General features: G+C 66.3%; 20 protein-coding genes. 4 read left to right on the plus strand and 16 right to left on the minus strand.

The features are described from left to right. Positions 1-16: 16 nt before the first annotated feature. The 13 genes from GC150_12420 to GC150_12480 form a co-directional block, all read right to left on the minus strand. Positions 17-598: a phage tail tape measure protein gene (locus tag GC150_12420; protein MBI1385705.1), complete on the minus strand. Its 582-nt coding sequence runs from the start codon at positions 596-598 to the stop codon at positions 17-19. A 13-nt stretch (positions 599-611) separates the two neighbouring features. Next, the gene (locus GC150_12425) at positions 612-845 is read right to left on the minus strand and encodes a phage tail assembly chaperone (GenBank protein ID MBI1385706.1); all 234 of its coding nucleotides are present in this window, start codon (positions 843-845) and stop codon (positions 612-614) included. Beyond that, on the minus strand, positions 842-1162 hold the full coding sequence (locus GC150_12430; GenBank protein MBI1385707.1) for a gene transfer agent family protein: 321 nt from the start codon (positions 1160-1162) through the stop codon (positions 842-844). The genes GC150_12425 and GC150_12430 overlap by 4 nt, the downstream gene beginning before the upstream one ends. A 10-nt stretch (positions 1163-1172) precedes the next feature. Then, entirely contained in the window at positions 1173-1586 is a 414-nt protein-coding gene (locus tag GC150_12435; protein ID MBI1385708.1) for a phage major tail protein, TP901-1 family, read from the minus strand. A gap of 58 nt (positions 1587-1644) precedes the next feature. After that, a complete protein-coding gene (locus tag GC150_12440) occupies positions 1645-2055 on the minus strand; it encodes a DUF3168 domain-containing protein (GenBank protein MBI1385709.1) in 411 nt (136 codons plus the stop codon). Positions 2056-2248: 193 nt separating this feature from the next. Beyond that, complete coding sequence (locus GC150_12445; protein MBI1385710.1) at positions 2249-2578, minus strand: phage head closure protein; 330 nt, start codon at positions 2576-2578, stop codon at positions 2249-2251. Then, a complete protein-coding gene (locus tag GC150_12450; GenBank protein ID MBI1385711.1) occupies positions 2575-3153 on the minus strand; it encodes a hypothetical protein in 579 nt (192 codons plus the stop codon). The genes GC150_12445 and GC150_12450 overlap by 4 nt, the downstream gene beginning before the upstream one ends. 129 nt (positions 3154-3282) lie before the next feature. Further along, positions 3283-4536, minus strand: coding sequence for a phage major capsid protein (locus GC150_12455; GenBank protein ID MBI1385712.1), 1254 nt, complete (start codon positions 4534-4536; stop codon positions 3283-3285). Further along, positions 4533-5264: an HK97 family phage prohead protease gene (locus GC150_12460; GenBank protein MBI1385713.1), complete on the minus strand. Its 732-nt coding sequence runs from the start codon at positions 5262-5264 to the stop codon at positions 4533-4535. Before GC150_12460 ends, GC150_12455 begins: the two co-directional genes overlap by 4 nt. A gap of 3 nt (positions 5265-5267) precedes the next feature. Then, positions 5268-6497, minus strand: coding sequence for a phage portal protein (locus GC150_12465; GenBank protein ID MBI1385714.1), 1230 nt, complete (start codon positions 6495-6497; stop codon positions 5268-5270). A 58-nt stretch (positions 6498-6555) separates the two neighbouring features. Further along, the gene (locus GC150_12470) at positions 6556-7896 is read right to left on the minus strand and encodes a DNA-packaging protein (GenBank protein MBI1385715.1); all 1341 of its coding nucleotides are present in this window, start codon (positions 7894-7896) and stop codon (positions 6556-6558) included. Next, positions 7814-8422, minus strand: a complete 609-nt coding sequence (locus tag GC150_12475) for a hypothetical protein (GenBank protein ID MBI1385716.1) — start codon at positions 8420-8422, stop codon at positions 7814-7816. The genes GC150_12470 and GC150_12475 overlap by 83 nt, the downstream gene beginning before the upstream one ends. 208 nt (positions 8423-8630) lie before the next feature. Beyond that, complete coding sequence (locus GC150_12480) at positions 8631-9038, minus strand: YcgN family cysteine cluster protein (GenBank protein ID MBI1385717.1); 408 nt, start codon at positions 9036-9038, stop codon at positions 8631-8633. Between the two features lie 259 nt (positions 9039-9297). Here GC150_12480 and GC150_12485 point away from each other — a divergent pair, with 259 nt between their 5' ends. From GC150_12485 to GC150_12495, 3 genes are all read left to right on the plus strand, one after another. Continuing rightward, the gene (locus GC150_12485) at positions 9298-11472 is read left to right on the plus strand and encodes a PBP1A family penicillin-binding protein (protein ID MBI1385718.1); all 2175 of its coding nucleotides are present in this window, start codon (positions 9298-9300) and stop codon (positions 11470-11472) included. An 81-nt stretch (positions 11473-11553) separates the two neighbouring features. Then, the gene (locus GC150_12490) at positions 11554-12183 is read left to right on the plus strand and encodes a DUF1214 domain-containing protein (GenBank protein ID MBI1385719.1); all 630 of its coding nucleotides are present in this window, start codon (positions 11554-11556) and stop codon (positions 12181-12183) included. Next, complete coding sequence (locus tag GC150_12495; GenBank protein ID MBI1385720.1) at positions 12177-12749, plus strand: hypothetical protein; 573 nt, start codon at positions 12177-12179, stop codon at positions 12747-12749. The genes GC150_12490 and GC150_12495 overlap by 7 nt, the downstream gene beginning before the upstream one ends. A gap of 68 nt (positions 12750-12817) precedes the next feature. On the opposite strand, the gene GC150_12500 is transcribed toward GC150_12495, so the two are convergent. The 3 genes from GC150_12500 to GC150_12510 all read right to left on the minus strand — a co-directional run bounded on the left by GC150_12500 (position 12818) and on the right by GC150_12510 (position 14417). Continuing rightward, on the minus strand, positions 12818-12997 hold the full coding sequence (locus tag GC150_12500; protein MBI1385721.1) for a hypothetical protein: 180 nt from the start codon (positions 12995-12997) through the stop codon (positions 12818-12820). A 229-nt stretch (positions 12998-13226) separates the two neighbouring features. Then, the gene (locus GC150_12505; protein ID MBI1385722.1) at positions 13227-13568 is read right to left on the minus strand and encodes a DUF1491 family protein; all 342 of its coding nucleotides are present in this window, start codon (positions 13566-13568) and stop codon (positions 13227-13229) included. 45 nt (positions 13569-13613) lie between these two features. Then, positions 13614-14417, minus strand: a complete 804-nt coding sequence (locus GC150_12510) for a hypothetical protein (protein MBI1385723.1) — start codon at positions 14415-14417, stop codon at positions 13614-13616. A 128-nt stretch (positions 14418-14545) separates the two neighbouring features. Between GC150_12510 and GC150_12515 the strand changes: the two genes are divergently transcribed. Beyond that, entirely contained in the window at positions 14546-15007 is a 462-nt protein-coding gene (locus GC150_12515; GenBank protein ID MBI1385724.1) for a cysteine desulfuration protein SufE, read from the plus strand. Positions 15008-15011: the final 4 nt, after the last annotated feature.

Consider the following 15011-nt stretch of genomic DNA (forward strand, 5'->3'; position numbering starts at 1 on the left):
GGGGTCGCTCGACGGATCAGAGATTGCGCCGGCCGCGTGCGACGGCTCGCGACAGGAGCGCCGTGAGTTGCCCCTCGGAGCGCCGGAACCCCTCGACGTCGGGAGTGGAGATCGACACGTTGACGACGGTGCCGGCGCCGGATCCCGCAGCGACTCCGAGACGTCCGTCGGAGCCACGGCGTAGGGGAAGTATGGCCTCGGCTCCACGTTCACCTGCGATGCCGAGTTCGCCCCGCCCGAAGGAGAACGCAACGGGAGACGAAACAACGCCGCCCGATGCGAAGGCCGTGACGCCGGGACGCCCGGGTACCCCGCCCATGGCGAAGGGCGCCGCCCCCGCCAGCAACTGGCCGAAGACCGATCCGATCGCATTCTCGAGGGGGCGAAATGCCGCCTTGAGGGCGAGGTCCGAAAGACTGAGAGCAAGGCGACGCAGACGATCCTCCAGGGACTGCCCCTTGACCGCGACATCGACGAAGGCGCGTGACATGTGCTGGGCGAAGCTCTGACCGAGCCGGGACATGTCGGCCAGCGCGCGCTGCGCCGCGGCGGTATCGACCTCGACAGAAAAACGCAGATCGTCCGAGAATTCGTCCATACTCGCGCCCTCCTCAATTGTCCGGATAACGCGCCATGAGCGCGAGAAGGTCGGCTCTCAATGGAGCTCCCGCGACATCGAAGCGCCCCTCGAGGCCGCGGATGGCGGCATCGAGTTCGATCGGGGTCATGGACCAGAATTCGCGGGGCGAAAGCCGAAGAACGCCGAGTCCCAGGGCCATCGCGTCGTCCCAGGGAAAGAGCCTGGTGCGAGCCAGCGCACCCCACTGTCGCGTGCAACCGCTCATGAGTTGGAGCCCGACGGAAAGGCGCCAGCCAGGAGGCGGGCGACGATGGCGACGTAACCGGCCACACCATCGGGGCAGTCGAGCCGGGCAACATCCCCGTCGGATATCTCCTCACCGGCGCCGCGCAATCCAGCCCCGATGATGGAGATCGCATCGCGGGCGGCAAGTCGTCCGCCCGCCAGTCGCTCGGCGAGGGCCGAGAGGTCGGTGGCGCCAAGCCCCGATTCGAGTTCCGCCAGCGCGCCAAGGGTGAGAACGAGGCGACGCTCCCGGCCGCCCAGAACCGCGGATATCTCTCCGCGTCGTGCGTTCGCCATGGTCACTTCCTCATGCCGCCGTGAATGTCAGTTGGCCCGCGCTCTCCAGGGAGATTTCGAAGGTCAACTCGGCATCGTGATTGCCAGCCAGTTCGAGAGCGGTTATCTGGAAGGGGCCGCTCATCGTCCCGAAGTCGGGGATCACGATCTGCCATTCGAGGATGGCGCCATCGAAGAACGCGGCCCTGATCGTCTCGTCGGAGGCAGCGTCCTTGAAGACGCCGGTGCCGGCGATGCGCGCCGAGCGCACACCCGCGCCGGAAAGCAATTCACGCCATCGGCCGGCCGATTCGGTGTGGGTCGAATCGACGGTCTGGGCGTTCAACGCGAGAGTGCGCGAGCGCAGCCCGGCGACGGTCGTGAACGTGCCGAGGCCGTTGGCGTCGACCTTGAGGAGGAGGTCGCGGCCACGTTGAGCAGCCATGTCTGGCTCCTTTCCGATACGAGGACGATTATCTTGATGACGTCATGGCGCCGCCCACTCAGAGCGGTTCGGTGACGGCGCGCCAGCGCATGCTCGCCCGAAAGCCTCCACCATCCTGGTCGGGCGTGAGCGTGGTCGAGACCTGCCGGAGATCGACGAGGTGATGGCCGACGAGGGCCGGCGACGACGTCTCGAGGGCATCGCGGATTGCAGCGGCGATCGAAAGGGCCTGCCTACGGCCGGGTGCATCCGACCAGATGTCGAGGGTGAGGACGTGCTCCGTGGCAGCGCATTCGCTCGTGCCGGCATCGATTTCGCTGGCGTTCGCAAAAACGACGTAGGGGCGCTCGGCATTGCGCGGAACATGATCGTGAATGCGCGCGCCGCCGAGGATGGAAAGAACACCGGGCGCTGCAACGAGGGTCTCGAAGAGCGCCCGCTGCAACGCCCAACCAGGTGCGGGGCTCATGGCTGCCTCCACCCGATTACGGGCAGTTCGCCCGCTGGACCCAACCGGTTCTGCCGAACGAGCACGCCACGCACCGGATGGCGGGCGATCATGGGGCGGCGATCGAGGAGCCGGAGGGCGCGAAGGCGTGCCACGAGGCGCGAGCGGGACTCACCCATGCCTGCAGCATGTCGTGCGGATCTGAATTCGACCTTCAATGCTCGACCTCCTCGCAGTGGCAAGTGCGCCAGCGGCCCGGCTCGTAATCGTCGATCACAGCGAGAATTTCGAAGACGCGCGTGGCGAGCCGCAACCGCATGCTGGGCAGGACATCGGTGCGATAGCGAACGGTGATCTCGTGCGTGATCCGGCTGGCGAGCTTTCCCTTCGCCACGAATTCGCGTCCGGAGAGGGGTTTCAACCGACCCCAGACCACCCCGCCATCCTGCCACGTCCGCTCGAAGCCGCCGGCTCCATCGGGGACATCGACTGGCGTCTCGAGCGTCAGGCGGTGGCGCAGATCGCCGATCGAAATCGTGGTCACAGGCGAATCCTCCTATAGGGGCGAACCAGTTCCTCGACACTCACCGGCAGCGGGGCGACGCTGCGCCCGACCTCGATCAGTTCGCGGCGCTCGAACCAGTGGGCGACGAGCCGCAGGATGGCCTGACGTAGCGGCTGGGGCACACCGATGCCGGTTGCAGAAAAGCCCGCTGTGAAGTCGATCTCGATGCCGCCGAGCACACGGGTCGGTTTGGGCCAGACGGCTCCAGTGCGACGCACGATGCGCGAGGGACGCGATGCCGCGTCGACGAGATAGGTTGCCGGGTCGACCACCTCGACGCTGCCGTCACCGGCCAGAACACGGATCACATCGACGCTCATGACCGGGTGGAGAGGAAGGCAAACCGAATACTCGCGGGGCCAGCGGTCCAGCACGTAGGTCCAACTCTGGGCGATCATGGCAATGGCGAGTTGCTGCTCGAGGTGGACCCGGGCGGCCGAGACGAGGCTGGCGATGAGCGTGTCCTCGTCGGGGCTGTCGACGCGAAGATGCGCCTTCGTATCCTCGATGGCGACCGGCTCGACGGACGGTTGGGCGATCGGAATGAGGGGCATGGGCCGGGACCTCCTCGGGCCAGGGCGGGGACGATATGATGGAGACTGACGGAATGCGGGTCGGGCCGGGACTCGACGACCCGAAGCGGTCGGCGGACTGATGTCCCGCCGGCCGCCCCGCGGCATGGGTCAGGCCGCCGCGAACCGCAGGAGCTTTATTGCGTTGAAGTCCTGGACGCCACCGCCGACACGCTTGGTGGTGTAGAAGAGGACGTAGGGCTTGGAGCTGTAGGGATCGCGAAGGACCCGAATGCCGATGCGATCGACGACGAGATAGCCACGCGAGAAGTCACCGAAGGCGATCGAAAAGCTGTCGGCGGCGATGTCAGGCATCTCCTCGGCTTCGGCGACGGGGAAATTCAGGAGCATCGGCGCTTCCCCCGGGCGCGGCGCAGGCTGCCAGATATAGTTTCCGTCGGCATCCTTGATCTTGCGGATTTCACCCTGCACACCGCGGTTCATCAGCCAGTGACCATTCGCCCGGTAGCCGGCGCGCACGGCATAGACGAGATCGATGAGCTTATCGCTCGGCGCGCTCGCCGGAAACCCTCCCGATACACCCGTCGCGAGATAACCGAGATTGCCCCACGACCAACTCGCGTTCGCCACCTTGGTGTAGGTGAGGAGCCCCTTTGGCTGCGTCGTGCCGTTGCCGTGGACGAAGGCTGCGCCCTCCTGCTCGGCGAAGGCGACGCGGACCTCCTCGGCGATCCACTGGTCGATGTCGACGGCGGCATCGTCGAGCAGGGTCGCCGTCGCCGCCGGCATGGCATAGAGCTCCATGGTCGGGAAGCTCAGTTCGTCGAGGGTCGGGCTCGCTGTCTCGGGGCGGGCCGCCGTCTCGCCGACCCAGCCGGCGCCGGGACCGGTGATGGTGAAGGGTTTCTTGTAGACCGTGCCGCTCACCTGCCGGTTGCCCGAGATCGCGCGCATCGGTGAGATGGCGGAGAGCGCACGCATCACCTGGCGTTCCGTCTCCTCGGGCACGAGATAGCCGCCATCCGGATTGCTCCCCTGCGACAGGGCCTTGCCCTCGAGCCGGACGAGACCGGCCGCCTCTCCGTGCCGCACGTACTCGTGAAAGCGCGCGCGATGCTCACTCGAGACGCGCTCGCTGGCCTGACCGTCGCGCGGCGTGCGCGCACCTTTGAAGCTCACCTCGTCGAGAACCCGCTTCTGGCGATCGAGGGCATGATTGATGCGCTCGAGCTTGTCACTGGTCACGACGTCCGTCGTAAAGCGCCGCTCGATCTGCGCAAGACGCTCGTCGTTCGTTTCCTTGAAGGCCTCGAAGGCACGCATGAAGCCCTCGAAGGCGCCCGCCACGTCATTGGCGGCGCCGGATCCGGTACCGCGCGAGGCGCGGCCTGTGGCATCGTTCATGTTTTCTTTCCTTTCCTCGTTCCGTAACTGGTCTCGAGCAACCGCCGCGCGGTGTCGATGGTGCGGCAGAGTTCCTCGCTGTCGTCGGCCCCGCCCCGCGCCTCCAGACGGCGGGACAGTGCCCGAAAGCCCTCGGAGATCAGCACCCGGGCCTCGGTGCGCGTGAGGCCGGCGTCCCGCGTCAGCCAACGTTCGAATTGCCTCTCCGTCGGCTGGCCGGCGGCGAAGGGAGAGGCGGCGACCTGCGCGACCCGGGCCATCGGCTGCATCGGAAAGGTGACGACTGAAATCTCCCAGAGGTCGAGCTGTTCGATGATCCTCAGACCGCTCGAACGGTCGCGATGGGCCTTCACCACGCGAAAACCGATGGAGAGCCCATCGAGCGCACCGGCCCGCATGAGGGAGAGGATCTCCCGGGCGCGGCGGACATCCGGCAGGAGTTGCCCCACACAACGCAACCCGCGCTCGTCCTCCGTCAACTCGCTCCACCTGCCGATCGGCTCGGCAGGATCGTGCTGGAAGAGCATCTTGACGCCACCGGCACCGCGACGCGCCAACGTCCCGGCAAAGGCGCCGCGGCGGATCAGATCACGGCCGAGGTCCTCGCGATCGAAGAGGCTGGCGTACCCCTCGAACAGTCCCTCTTCACCGACCGATTTCAAGTCGAGGGCGGTAAAGGCGTACTCGCGTGGACCGGCATGCGCCGATGGCCCTTTGGCATTCTCCATACTTCACTCTCCCCGCTGTCCGGCTTCGCTTGCGGTGACGATGCGATCGCCACCCGCGACCGGTGGGTAGCCGACGGCGGCACGCCGCTCGTTGAGCGTCAGGAAGCTCGCGGCTTCTATTTTTTTCCAGTGCGCTTCGCGCTCGCTCGCCAGAGCCGCGATGGCCTCGAGATCGGGACAGAGCCGGACAGGCTCGCCAAAGGCCGGCGCGAGCCAACGCTCGAATGCCGTCAGTGTTCGGCGCACCAGCGGAAGCACGGTCTGACGCCAGAACGTTCGATTGGCCTCCTGGAGATTGGCGTAGGTGTTGTCGCCGGGGATCCCGAGGAGCATCGGCGGCACACCGATCGCCAGGGCGATCTCGCGCGCGGCGGCGTTGCGCGCCTCGATGAAATCCATGTCCTTGGGACTGAGGGCCATCGACTTCCAGTCGAGACCACCCTCGAGGAGAAGGGGCCGTCCGGCATTGCGGGCGCCCTGATAGCTCGCCTCCAATTCCTCCTTGAGACGCGCGAACTGCTCGTCGGACAGGTTGCCCTGCGCTGCCTGATAAACGAGCGCCCCCGAAGGTCGCGCGGCATTGTCGAGCAACGCCTTGTTCCAGCGGGCGGAGGCGTTGTGGATGTCGATGGAAGGAGCCGCGGCCTCTATGGGGCTGAAGCCGAAGTGGTCGTCGAGAGGATGAAAAAGTCCGAGGTGCAGAACGCGCGAGACCGGCGCGTCGGGGTCGTCACGGAGATGAAGGCGCTCGCCGCCGACACTGTAGATGTAACCGTCGATCCAGCCATCGCGGCCGGGCAGGACGGAAATCCGATCGGGGCGCAGGAGACGAAGCTCCCGCGGTTCTCCCGAGACGGTTGCCACCTCGCAGTAGGCGTTTCCTGCGACCAGCAGGTAGCCGTACCAGGCCTCGAAAAAGTCCGCAGCGCCACAGGTATCCCTCGCCCCCTCGATCAGCTCGACGAGCGGGTGGGTGTCGAGGCGGCGGCCGAGTTCGGTGACGACGAGCGGCACGCTGGCGGCCGCTTCGGCGATCAGCCGGACGGAGCGGTAGACGACCGCATTCTGCATGAACCCTTCGCGAGCGAACGCGCCGTAGTCACGGGGCGACCAGCGCGGGGAGTTCGCGTCGTGGAATGCGACGAGGTGATGGCCCGGCGCCGATTTCGTCCTCAAGGGTGAAATCGAACGCGCGAAGGCGATCCCGGCGGCGAGCCGCGAGACAAGTGACATGGGGCTGGTCCGTTCCTGTTGAAGCGGTTCCTGCGTCGCTCGAGCGATCGAGCCGGTGTCAGACCGTGCGCAGGCGCGGGGCGGCGCCGCCAACGAGCATGAGTTCCGTCAGCGCCCAGACGAGCGCATCCATACGGTCCGGGCTGCCGCGGCCCGCGAGACCATCGGGACCGAATGCGGCGAGCTGGTCCTCGAGGGCCGGAAAATGGCCGACGTGCGAGACGAGACCACGAGCATAGAGGGCCGCCACGGGCTCGGCGCGCACCCACTTTCCGCGGCTGGCGCGAACCTGACGCACGGCGACACCGGGGCGGATCTGCTGGAGGAGGTCATCCACGAGGTCGCCGCCCTGGTTCACCTCCGCGACGATGCAGTCCGCGCCATGGGCCTCGAGCAAGCGCACCCCATACGTTGCCCAGACGTGCGGCGGGGCGCGCTGCAGCGTCTCGTCGGCGAGCACATAGGCGCGACCGTCCTCCCCCTTGGCGGCAACGACGAGACCACAGGCGTCGGAGCCGGCATGAGCCGTGACGGGAGGATCGATGGCAACGACGATCCGCGCAAGGGGCGGGGCTGCCGCGACGCGATGACGCTCGAACCAGTCGCGTCGCCAGAGCGCATCCTCGCGGTCCTCGATGAGTTCGCCATCCAGCTCCTGGCGGCCAAGCAGGCTGGCTCCGTATCTCTCCTCGACAGCGGCAAGGAAGGTCGCTGCGAGATTGGCCTCGTTGTCCCTGGTGCGAGCGCGGCTCACGGCAACGCCGTCGCCGTCGTCGATCAGTCGACGCAGCAGCGGCATGGCACGGGGCGTCGTGGTGACGACTTGACGCGGATGGCTACCCAAGCGGAGGCCGAACTGCAGCATGTCCCAAGTCTCCTCGGCGTGTCGCCACTTGCAAATCTCGTCGCACCAGGCCGCATGGAACTGCGGCCCCCTGAGCCGCGACGGCGTCTCGGCGGAAAACAATTCGGCAATCGAGCCGCCAGGCCATACGAGCCGATGGCGGGCGGCCTCGTAGCGGGGCCGTTCTCGGGGCGGGTGGACGGCGAGAAGGCCCGAGACGCCCTCGACCATCACCGCGCGCGCGGCGTCCAGTGTCTCGCCGACCAGGGCGATGCGGAAGGCTGAGGGCGCGCCCGCCACTTCGGCGCGCACCCACTCGGCTCCGGCCCGCGTCTTGCCGGCCCCGCGCCCACCGAGGATGAGCCAGGTGCGCCAGGCGCGGCCGGTTGCGGTCGCGGCCGGCGGCAGTTGATCGTCTCGTGCCCAGATCTGCCAGTCGGTCGCGAGGCGGACGAGTTGATCACGGTCCAGCTCATTCAGCGCCAGCTCCAGACCGCCCTCCCGCGCCAGCCGCCGCAAGGCGTCGCGCAATCTCATGGCGCCAGCTTTCCGCATCGCGCTCGTCCGCGTCCCCGTTCACGCCGGCACCGGGGGCGCCAACCTTCTGGTTGGCCGAGCCCCCGCGCCGATCGAGGTAGTCGTTCAACTTCTCGAATGTCCGAGCCAGGCTGGCGAGGAGCCTGGCGCTGCGCTCACTGGCGACACTTTCGGGGTCGTCGTCATGCGCCTCGATCCGACGCAAACGGCGGTCGAGTTCGGCATAGAAGCGACGGACCATGTCGAGCCGCCGCTCGCTGAGGTTGGAGGCGCCACCAGGCGCGGCAACGTCGTGGCACGGAACGGCCAGGCTGCCCTGCGGATCGATGCCCGGGCGCGGCGCTTGTTGACCCGCCTCGGGCGGACGATCGACCTCGGGCTTGGACCAGCACTCCTTCTTGCGTCGGCGATAGATGCTCGATCGCGGTATCGTGAAGCGCTCGGCAAGCTCTCCTATCGTGCATTTGCCGGATTCGTAGTCGGCACGCACTTGCACCCAGTCGATGCGACTGATGCGGGGGACCGTTTGGGTCGAAATCTGCACCCCCCCAGAACAAAAAAAGGCAACCACCTAGGTGATCGCCCATCCTCCTGGCCGCACTTCTCCGACCATACGAATTTTTTACATCGTCACCGTCACGCTGTCAACAGAAATCGTGATGACTAACAGAAGTTTTGGTCACATATACATGAGAAATACTGTCGAACCGGTCATGCTAACCCGGCTCGCGCCGACCGGGGATAAGTCGTCGTCACCGGTCGGCGAAGTCATCGACGAGGTAGTCGAAGTAGTCGTCTTCCTCGACACGCTCCTCGCTGATCGCGAAATGACGTACGGAGATACCCGCAAGGTGCACCGTCTCGCGCGACCCGCTCACGAGGGGATGCCACCAGGCCAGATCACGGCCTTCGGCGAGCCGGCGATAGGCACACGAGGCGGGCATCCACGGAATCTGCGTGATGGTCTGCGGCGTCATCGGCAAGCAATCGGGCACGCGCACGTGGCGGTTCGCATAGTCGGTGCATCGGCACTGACCGATGTCGAAGAGGCGGCAGGAGAGGCGCGTCTGATGCAATTCGCCGGTATCGACATCCTCGAGCTTGAGAAGGCAGCAACGGCCGCAACCGTCACAGAGCGCCTCCCACTCGTCGTGTGACATCTCCGCCAGGCTTTTGTTTCGCCAATATGGTAAGGAATCACTCAAGCCGACGCCTCAGGCACGGGCCACGGGCGCACGCGGCAGGACTGTCGTGCGCCAGCGACCACTGCTACCAAGGCGGCCTCGACGTCAAGGCTGTCGATGGACGGGATGGCGGAGGGGGCACGGCGACGGCCGAGAGCAAGGCGAAGCTGGCGTCGGGTGAGCGAAGCGCGCGAGCGAAAGTGGGATTGGCTGCAGATCGGGACAGGTCGGAAACGTGAGCGACTGGTTCTTCAAGCGTGGTGGCGGAAGCCGGTTCATCAGTCCGTTGGCGGTGGACGCCTGGCTGGATTCGAGCCTCTATCGCCTCTGGTGCATGCTGCTCGACAAGTGGGCCGCCGCGGCTGCCTTCGCCGGACGGTTCAGGGTCACCGGCTTGCGGCGGGTCGCATGCGAGGTTCTCTCGGAAGGCTTCACGCTGGGCACGGCAGGCGCGGCCGCCATGCTGCTGCTCGCCATTCCATCGTTCCAGGCCGTCGACCGTGAGGACTGGCTGGCGCGCGGCGAGTACAGCGTGACGCTGCTCGACGTGAACGGCAAGGAAATCGGCAAGCGCGGCGTTTTGCACTCGGACGCGGTGCCGCTGGAGGAGATCCCCGATTATCTCATCAAGGCGACGCTGGCGACGGAGGACCGCCGCTTTTATCAGCACATCGGCATCGACTTCCTCGGAACCGCGCGCGCCCTCATCGAAAACCTCAGAGCGAACGCGGTGGTCCAGGGCGGCAGCACGCTCACCCAGCAGCTGGCAAAGAACCTCTTCCTGACGTCGGAACGCTCCATCGAGCGCAAGATCAAGGAGGCGTTCCTCGCCTTCTGGCTCGAGACGCATCTGACCAAGCAGGAGATCCTGAAGCTCTATCTCGACCGGGCCTATCTCGGTGGCGGCGCCTTCGGCGTCGAAGCGGCCTCGCAGTTCTATTTCAACAAGTCCGTTCGCGACCTCACGGTGGCGGAGGCGGCGCTGCTCGCCGGGCTCTACAAGGCGCCGACCAGCTACGCCCCGCACATCAATCTCGCGGCCTCCCGCCAGCGCACGACGGAGGTGCTCGACAACCTCGTCGAGGCGGGCTTCATGACGGAAGGACAAGTCCACGCCGCCCGCATCAATCCCGCCGAAATCGTGCAGATCGAGAACCCGAACAGCCCGGACTGGTTCCTCGACTGGGCGTTCGAGGAAGTGCGGCGGCTGCTCGACGGGCGCAACACGTATGTCGTGACAGCACGAACGACAATCGACCTCAGACTTCAGCAGGTCGCCGACAATGCCGTGGCGCACGTGATGCGGACGGACGGCAAGGTGCAAAAGCGTAGTCAGACCGCGTTGGTCGCCATGGAGACGGATGGCGCGGTGCGTGCCCTCGTCGGCGGCCGCGACTATGGCGAAAGCCAGTTCAACCGGGCGACGTCCGCCCGCCGCCAGCCGGGCTCGTCGTTCAAGCCCTACGTCTATCTGACGGCGGTCGAGCATGGCTACCGGCCGAATACCATCGTCAGCGACACGCCCTTCTCGTGCGGACGAGGCCACGTCGTCAAGAACTACTCAGGCGGCTACGGCGGCCGGCTGACGCTGGCCTCGGCCCTCGCACGCTCGACGAACACGGTCGCCGTAAAGCTCAGCCACGAGGTCGGGCGCGAAACCGTCATCGACAACATGGAGCGCATGGGCATTCGGCGGGTGCGGCCGAGCTGCACGATGGCGCTCGGCGACGACGGCATTACGGTGCTGGAGCAGACTGGGGCCTATGCGGTGTTCGCAAACGGAGGCATGTCGGCCAAGCCCTACGGTATTCTCGACATCACGTCGAGCAGCGGGGAGGTGGTCTACCGCCGCGACCGGGATGCCGAGCCGCGGGTCCGGCTCTTCGAGGAGCGCGTCGTCGCGGACCTCAATTACATGCTGGGGGAGGTGGTGACGGCCGGTACGGGCAAGCGCGCCTTCCTGGATTTCACGACGTCGGGCGGCAAGACGGGCACCAGCTCGAGCTATCGCGATGCGTGGTTCCTCGGGTTTACGGGCAAGTACGCAGCAGGGGTCTGGTTCGGCAACGACGATTTCACGCCGACGGCGCGCGCCACGGGGGGCAGCGTGCCCGCCTCGATCTGGCGCGAGTTCATGGTGGGGGCGCACGATTCACCGAACATCCCGGCAATACCCGGATTGCCGCTCCACCCGAACCAGATCGCCGAACTGCAGCGGCTTGCGGCGCTCGCCAAGAGCCAGCCGACCGCTGCGACCGAAGAGGAGCGCAACAGAATAATGCCGGTCGCGACGCGGGACCTGCTCGCGGCGATCGCGGAAAAGCTGCGTGAGGCGAGCGAACAGGCGGAGGCGCTCGGCGAGCGGGCAGCGCTCGATGGCAACGGCATCGCCCGTGGAGCGGCGCAATGAGGCGGCGCGCGGGATCGAGGCTCGGCGACACCCGGCGTCGCGGCGGCCAACAAATCGTCCACGCCGCCCGGAGCATGTGACGTGCGCCCGGTGGGTCTGATCCGATATCGCAAGCGGCCACCCGAGGCCCTGCGGTTCCTCGTCAACTTCGCGATCCTGGTGGTGGTGGCGCTCGTCACGGGCATCGGCAGCGCGTGGTATGCCATCAGCGCCGGCACGCCGCTCTGGGTGCGGAAAATCGGTCCTTGGACGGTCTGGGCGGCGGCTGGTCGGGTCGACGCCGATCCCTATACGCGCGCCTATATCGCCCGCTCGGGACGCCTGCCCGTGACCAGCACGTCGGCGCTCTATTATTTCGCCACGACCGACAGTGACGGGCGCAGGCTCGATGCCGACTGCACGTATCAGATCGAGGGACGCGGACCGAACGCGGAGTGGTGGAGCCTCACCGCATACGATCTCAACGGTCAACTCATGCGAACGGTGGCCGAGCGCTATTCGCTCAACGGGTCGGCGCTGCTGCGCGATCATTCGGGCAACTACAAGATTTTCCTCGCTCGCGAACCCGTCCCGGGCAACTGGCTGCCCACGGGCGGCGATAGTCGGATGCAGCTCGTCCTGCGCGTCTATCGACCGACCTACCGAGCCGACGAGCGCACGAGCAGCGAGGAGGCCGCAGAGCTGCCGTCGATCCGGAGGCTCAAATGCTGAGGCTGAAGGGACTGCTCGACAGCTGGACATACTATTATGTGCTGCTCGGAGTGCTGGCGGGCGGGCTCGTTCACGTGCTGGCGATCCTGACGCTGCCCCACATCGCACCGGCGCGCGCATGGCAACAGCTCGGTGTGCGCTATCCCGTCAATACGCTGCAGGTGCTGGCCCGGGCAAAACCGGGCGAGATGGCGCTGCCGCTCATGTCACCGGACGTGCACTACGCCGTTTGCCAGTTCGACGTGACGAAAGGCGCCGTCACCTTTTCCACGGAGATGCTCGAGGGTTCCTGGTCGATCGCCATCTACAATCGCCTCGGCCTCAACAGCTACACGATCGGCGGAACCGACCTGCAGCATCAGAAGATTTCGCTGGTATTGACGCGCTCGCAGGCTGAAACGACGTCGGCCCCCGTTGCCGAAGGCGCGATGGCAAGCACACTCACCGTGCCGCTCACGGAGCCCAAGGGCATCGTAATCCTGCGTGCGCCCGTCAAGGGCCCGGCCTACGAAGCCCTCACCACCGAGGCGCTCTCGCGCGCACGATGCGAAGAAACCGAAGAATAGTCTCGGCAGGATGGACGATCGCTTGCGAAGCCGACGCGAACGCGAAGGCACGACCGCTCCCGCGTCACCTACTCGCCCGGGATGCCGGCCGCCGCCAGACGGGTGTCGCTCTGCTGCGGACGGTCACCGTAGCGCTCGATGCGCACCCCCGGGAAGATCACGACCTCACAATTTCCATCCCCAGTCGAGGCGACGCGGCGACGGCGCGTGCCGCTCTCGCGCGGTCCGAATTCAAGAATAATCCCCATGTGCAGTCCCCCGCCCGGATTGCCGCCAAGCCACCCCAGCGTGGCGGGACCCGGAAATGCACGTCCATGCGATGCGCCGAACTTGCACGAACATGGTTTTCCAAATGAGGGTTAACCGCTGTCTAAGAGCAAGATATTGCTGACGTCATGATATGAAAATGACTTCGGAGTGTGCTGATTTGGCAAGTATCCGAGGTCAAGTTGTATTGGCGCGAAATAATGCGGAACATCAGTTGAGCCAATCGGTGAGGAAATGCCTCCCACCCCGATCCTCAACCTCGATGATCCAGATATCCCGATCGTATGAGAGGAGGCCGGCGAGGCGCTCGTCCACCTCGCGCTCCGGGCGGGCATCGCCATCGAATTCGGCAGCCCAACTCTGCGCCGGTCCTTCCGGCGAGAGCGAGGGAGGTGCGGGGGAAAACAGCCAGGCGAGGCCCCCGAGGTCGCAAATCTTGATGTAGATCGCACCTGCATCGCGGTCGCCGCGGCGAACCAGCATCGCGCTCGCCCCTGCGGCGTTGACCCGCCGCAGATAGGCCTGGACCCAGACTTCCGATTTCAGACGCATGAGCGGACAGGAGCCGACTTCAACACGAACGTCAATGCCCGCCGCTCAATTCCACTCCGCCACGATGGTCATGCGCACATTGCCGGCGCGGCTGATCTGGCTGACGAGCCGGCCGGATATCCGCCCCGTCGGCGCCATGCCGTGATCACGCTCGAAGGCGCGGATGGCCGAACGCGTGGCGGCATCCTGCTCGCCCGTCGCCGGCCCCCCCGCATAGCCCAGTCGAACCAGCAATTCCTGGACGCTGCGCGTGACGCGGCGGGCATTCTCGCTCGCCGAACGCGGGTTGCCGTCACCGCGCATGGAGGTTCCGCCGAAAACGAGGTGCTTCAAGAGCGCCTGGCCGGGTTCAGCCGTGATTGCGAGACCTTCGTCGAATTCGTAGGCCATCACCGCAGCGCGGGTCATGAGGCCGACAACCCCATCGATCGGCCCGGGTTCATAGCCCCGCTCGATCAACTCTCTCTGAATAGTGGCGACCGGATTGGACTTCGTCGGATCCTCGCCACTCGCGGCGGCCGTTGGCGCGGCGTTCGAGGCGCCAGCGCCGCTGCCGGAGCCGGCCGAGGGGCTCGAAAGGCCTGGCACGGGTGCCTGGTCGACGATCCGAACGAGGCGCGCCCCGCCGCCTGCTCCAGAGGTCGTGTCGATCGTCGCTCCGCCGGTGCCGGCGGCGGCCTGGGGCCACGCCTGCGACTCTACCGGGGCTCGCCACCTTGCGCCGGTCCCCTCGGCCTGCAAGAAGAGGGCATTGCCTGCGACCCCTGCCATCAGCAGCAGAGGGCCGAGGATCGAGAAGCGCGCTTGAATCGGTGTCATGGTCCTCAACGCCGTACAATTCCGGGCCATTCCCCCAAAGCTATGCCCCGACAGGGTGAAGCTTTCCTGAATTCGGCTCTGACAAGTCGCTGCAATGTCGATATTTTTTGTCGCCGTTAGGGGTGTCCGACGGCGGTGTGGAAGAAAGCGAGGCGGCAATGGCGAGCAAACCGGCCGACATCGACGCGATCCGCGAGGACTTTGCCTACCTGGACGATTGGGAGGACCGTTACCGCTATGTCATCGAGCTCGGGCGGGCGTTGCCCGTGCTGGCGAGTGAGGCCCACAACGACGCCAACAAGGTCCGCGGCTGTGCCAGTCAGGTCTGGCTCGAAACGCACGTCATTCCGACGGAGGACCCCGCCAATCCGCGCCTTGAATTCCTCGGCGACAGCGACGCCTCCATCGTCAAGGGACTCATCGCGGTGTTGTTTGCCCTCATGTCCGGACGTCGGGCACGCGAGATCCTCGAAATCGATGCCCAGAGCGTGTTCGCGGAGCTGGGCCTGACCGAGCACCTTACACCACAGCGCTCGAACGGCCTGGCGTCCATGGTCGAGCGCGTGCGTGCCGACGCGCGGCGGGCCTCGGCTGTGGGGAGCGGAGGCGGATCGGCCTAGGGGC

The sequence above is a fragment of the Hyphomicrobiales bacterium genome, assembly GCA_016125495.1.
GTDB lineage: Bacteria > Pseudomonadota > Alphaproteobacteria > Rhizobiales > RI-29 > RI-29.

Bases quoted from the DNA above. Each gene is read 5' to 3' on its own strand.
- GC150_12440 (MBI1385709.1), bottom strand. From the start codon at position 2,055: ATGAGCCCCGCACCTGGTTGGGCGTTGCAGCGGGCGCTCTTCGAGACC.
- GC150_12425 (MBI1385706.1), bottom strand. From the start codon at position 845: ATGAGCGGTTGCACGCGACAGTGGGGTGCGCTGGCTCGCACCAGGCTC.
- GC150_12500 (MBI1385721.1), bottom strand. From the start codon at position 12,997: ATGGGGATTATTCTTGAATTCGGACCGCGCGAGAGCGGCACGCGCCGT.
- GC150_12455 (MBI1385712.1), bottom strand. From the start codon at position 4,536: ATGAACGATGCCACAGGCCGCGCCTCGCGCGGTACCGGATCCGGCGCC.
- GC150_12430 (MBI1385707.1), bottom strand. From the start codon at position 1,162: ATGGCGAACGCACGACGCGGAGAGATATCCGCGGTTCTGGGCGGCCGG.
- GC150_12420 (MBI1385705.1), bottom strand. From the start codon at position 598: ATGGACGAATTCTCGGACGATCTGCGTTTTTCTGTCGAGGTCGATACC.
- GC150_12460 (MBI1385713.1), bottom strand. From the start codon at position 5,264: ATGGAGAATGCCAAAGGGCCATCGGCGCATGCCGGTCCACGCGAGTAC.
- GC150_12480 (MBI1385717.1), bottom strand. From the start codon at position 9,038: ATGTCACACGACGAGTGGGAGGCGCTCTGTGACGGTTGCGGCCGTTGC.
- GC150_12505 (MBI1385722.1), bottom strand. From the start codon at position 13,568: ATGCGTCTGAAATCGGAAGTCTGGGTCCAGGCCTATCTGCGGCGGGTC.
- GC150_12470 (MBI1385715.1), bottom strand. From the start codon at position 7,896: ATGCGGAAAGCTGGCGCCATGAGATTGCGCGACGCCTTGCGGCGGCTG.
- GC150_12465 (MBI1385714.1), bottom strand. From the start codon at position 6,497: ATGTCACTTGTCTCGCGGCTCGCCGCCGGGATCGCCTTCGCGCGTTCG.
- GC150_12450 (MBI1385711.1), bottom strand. From the start codon at position 3,153: ATGCCCCTCATTCCGATCGCCCAACCGTCCGTCGAGCCGGTCGCCATC.
- GC150_12510 (MBI1385723.1), bottom strand. From the start codon at position 14,417: ATGGCCCGGAATTGTACGGCGTTGAGGACCATGACACCGATTCAAGCG.
- GC150_12435 (MBI1385708.1), bottom strand. From the start codon at position 1,586: ATGGCTGCTCAACGTGGCCGCGACCTCCTCCTCAAGGTCGACGCCAAC.
- GC150_12515 (MBI1385724.1), top strand. From the start codon at position 14,546: ATGGCGAGCAAACCGGCCGACATCGACGCGATCCGCGAGGACTTTGCC.
- GC150_12495 (MBI1385720.1), top strand. From the start codon at position 12,177: ATGCTGAGGCTGAAGGGACTGCTCGACAGCTGGACATACTATTATGTG.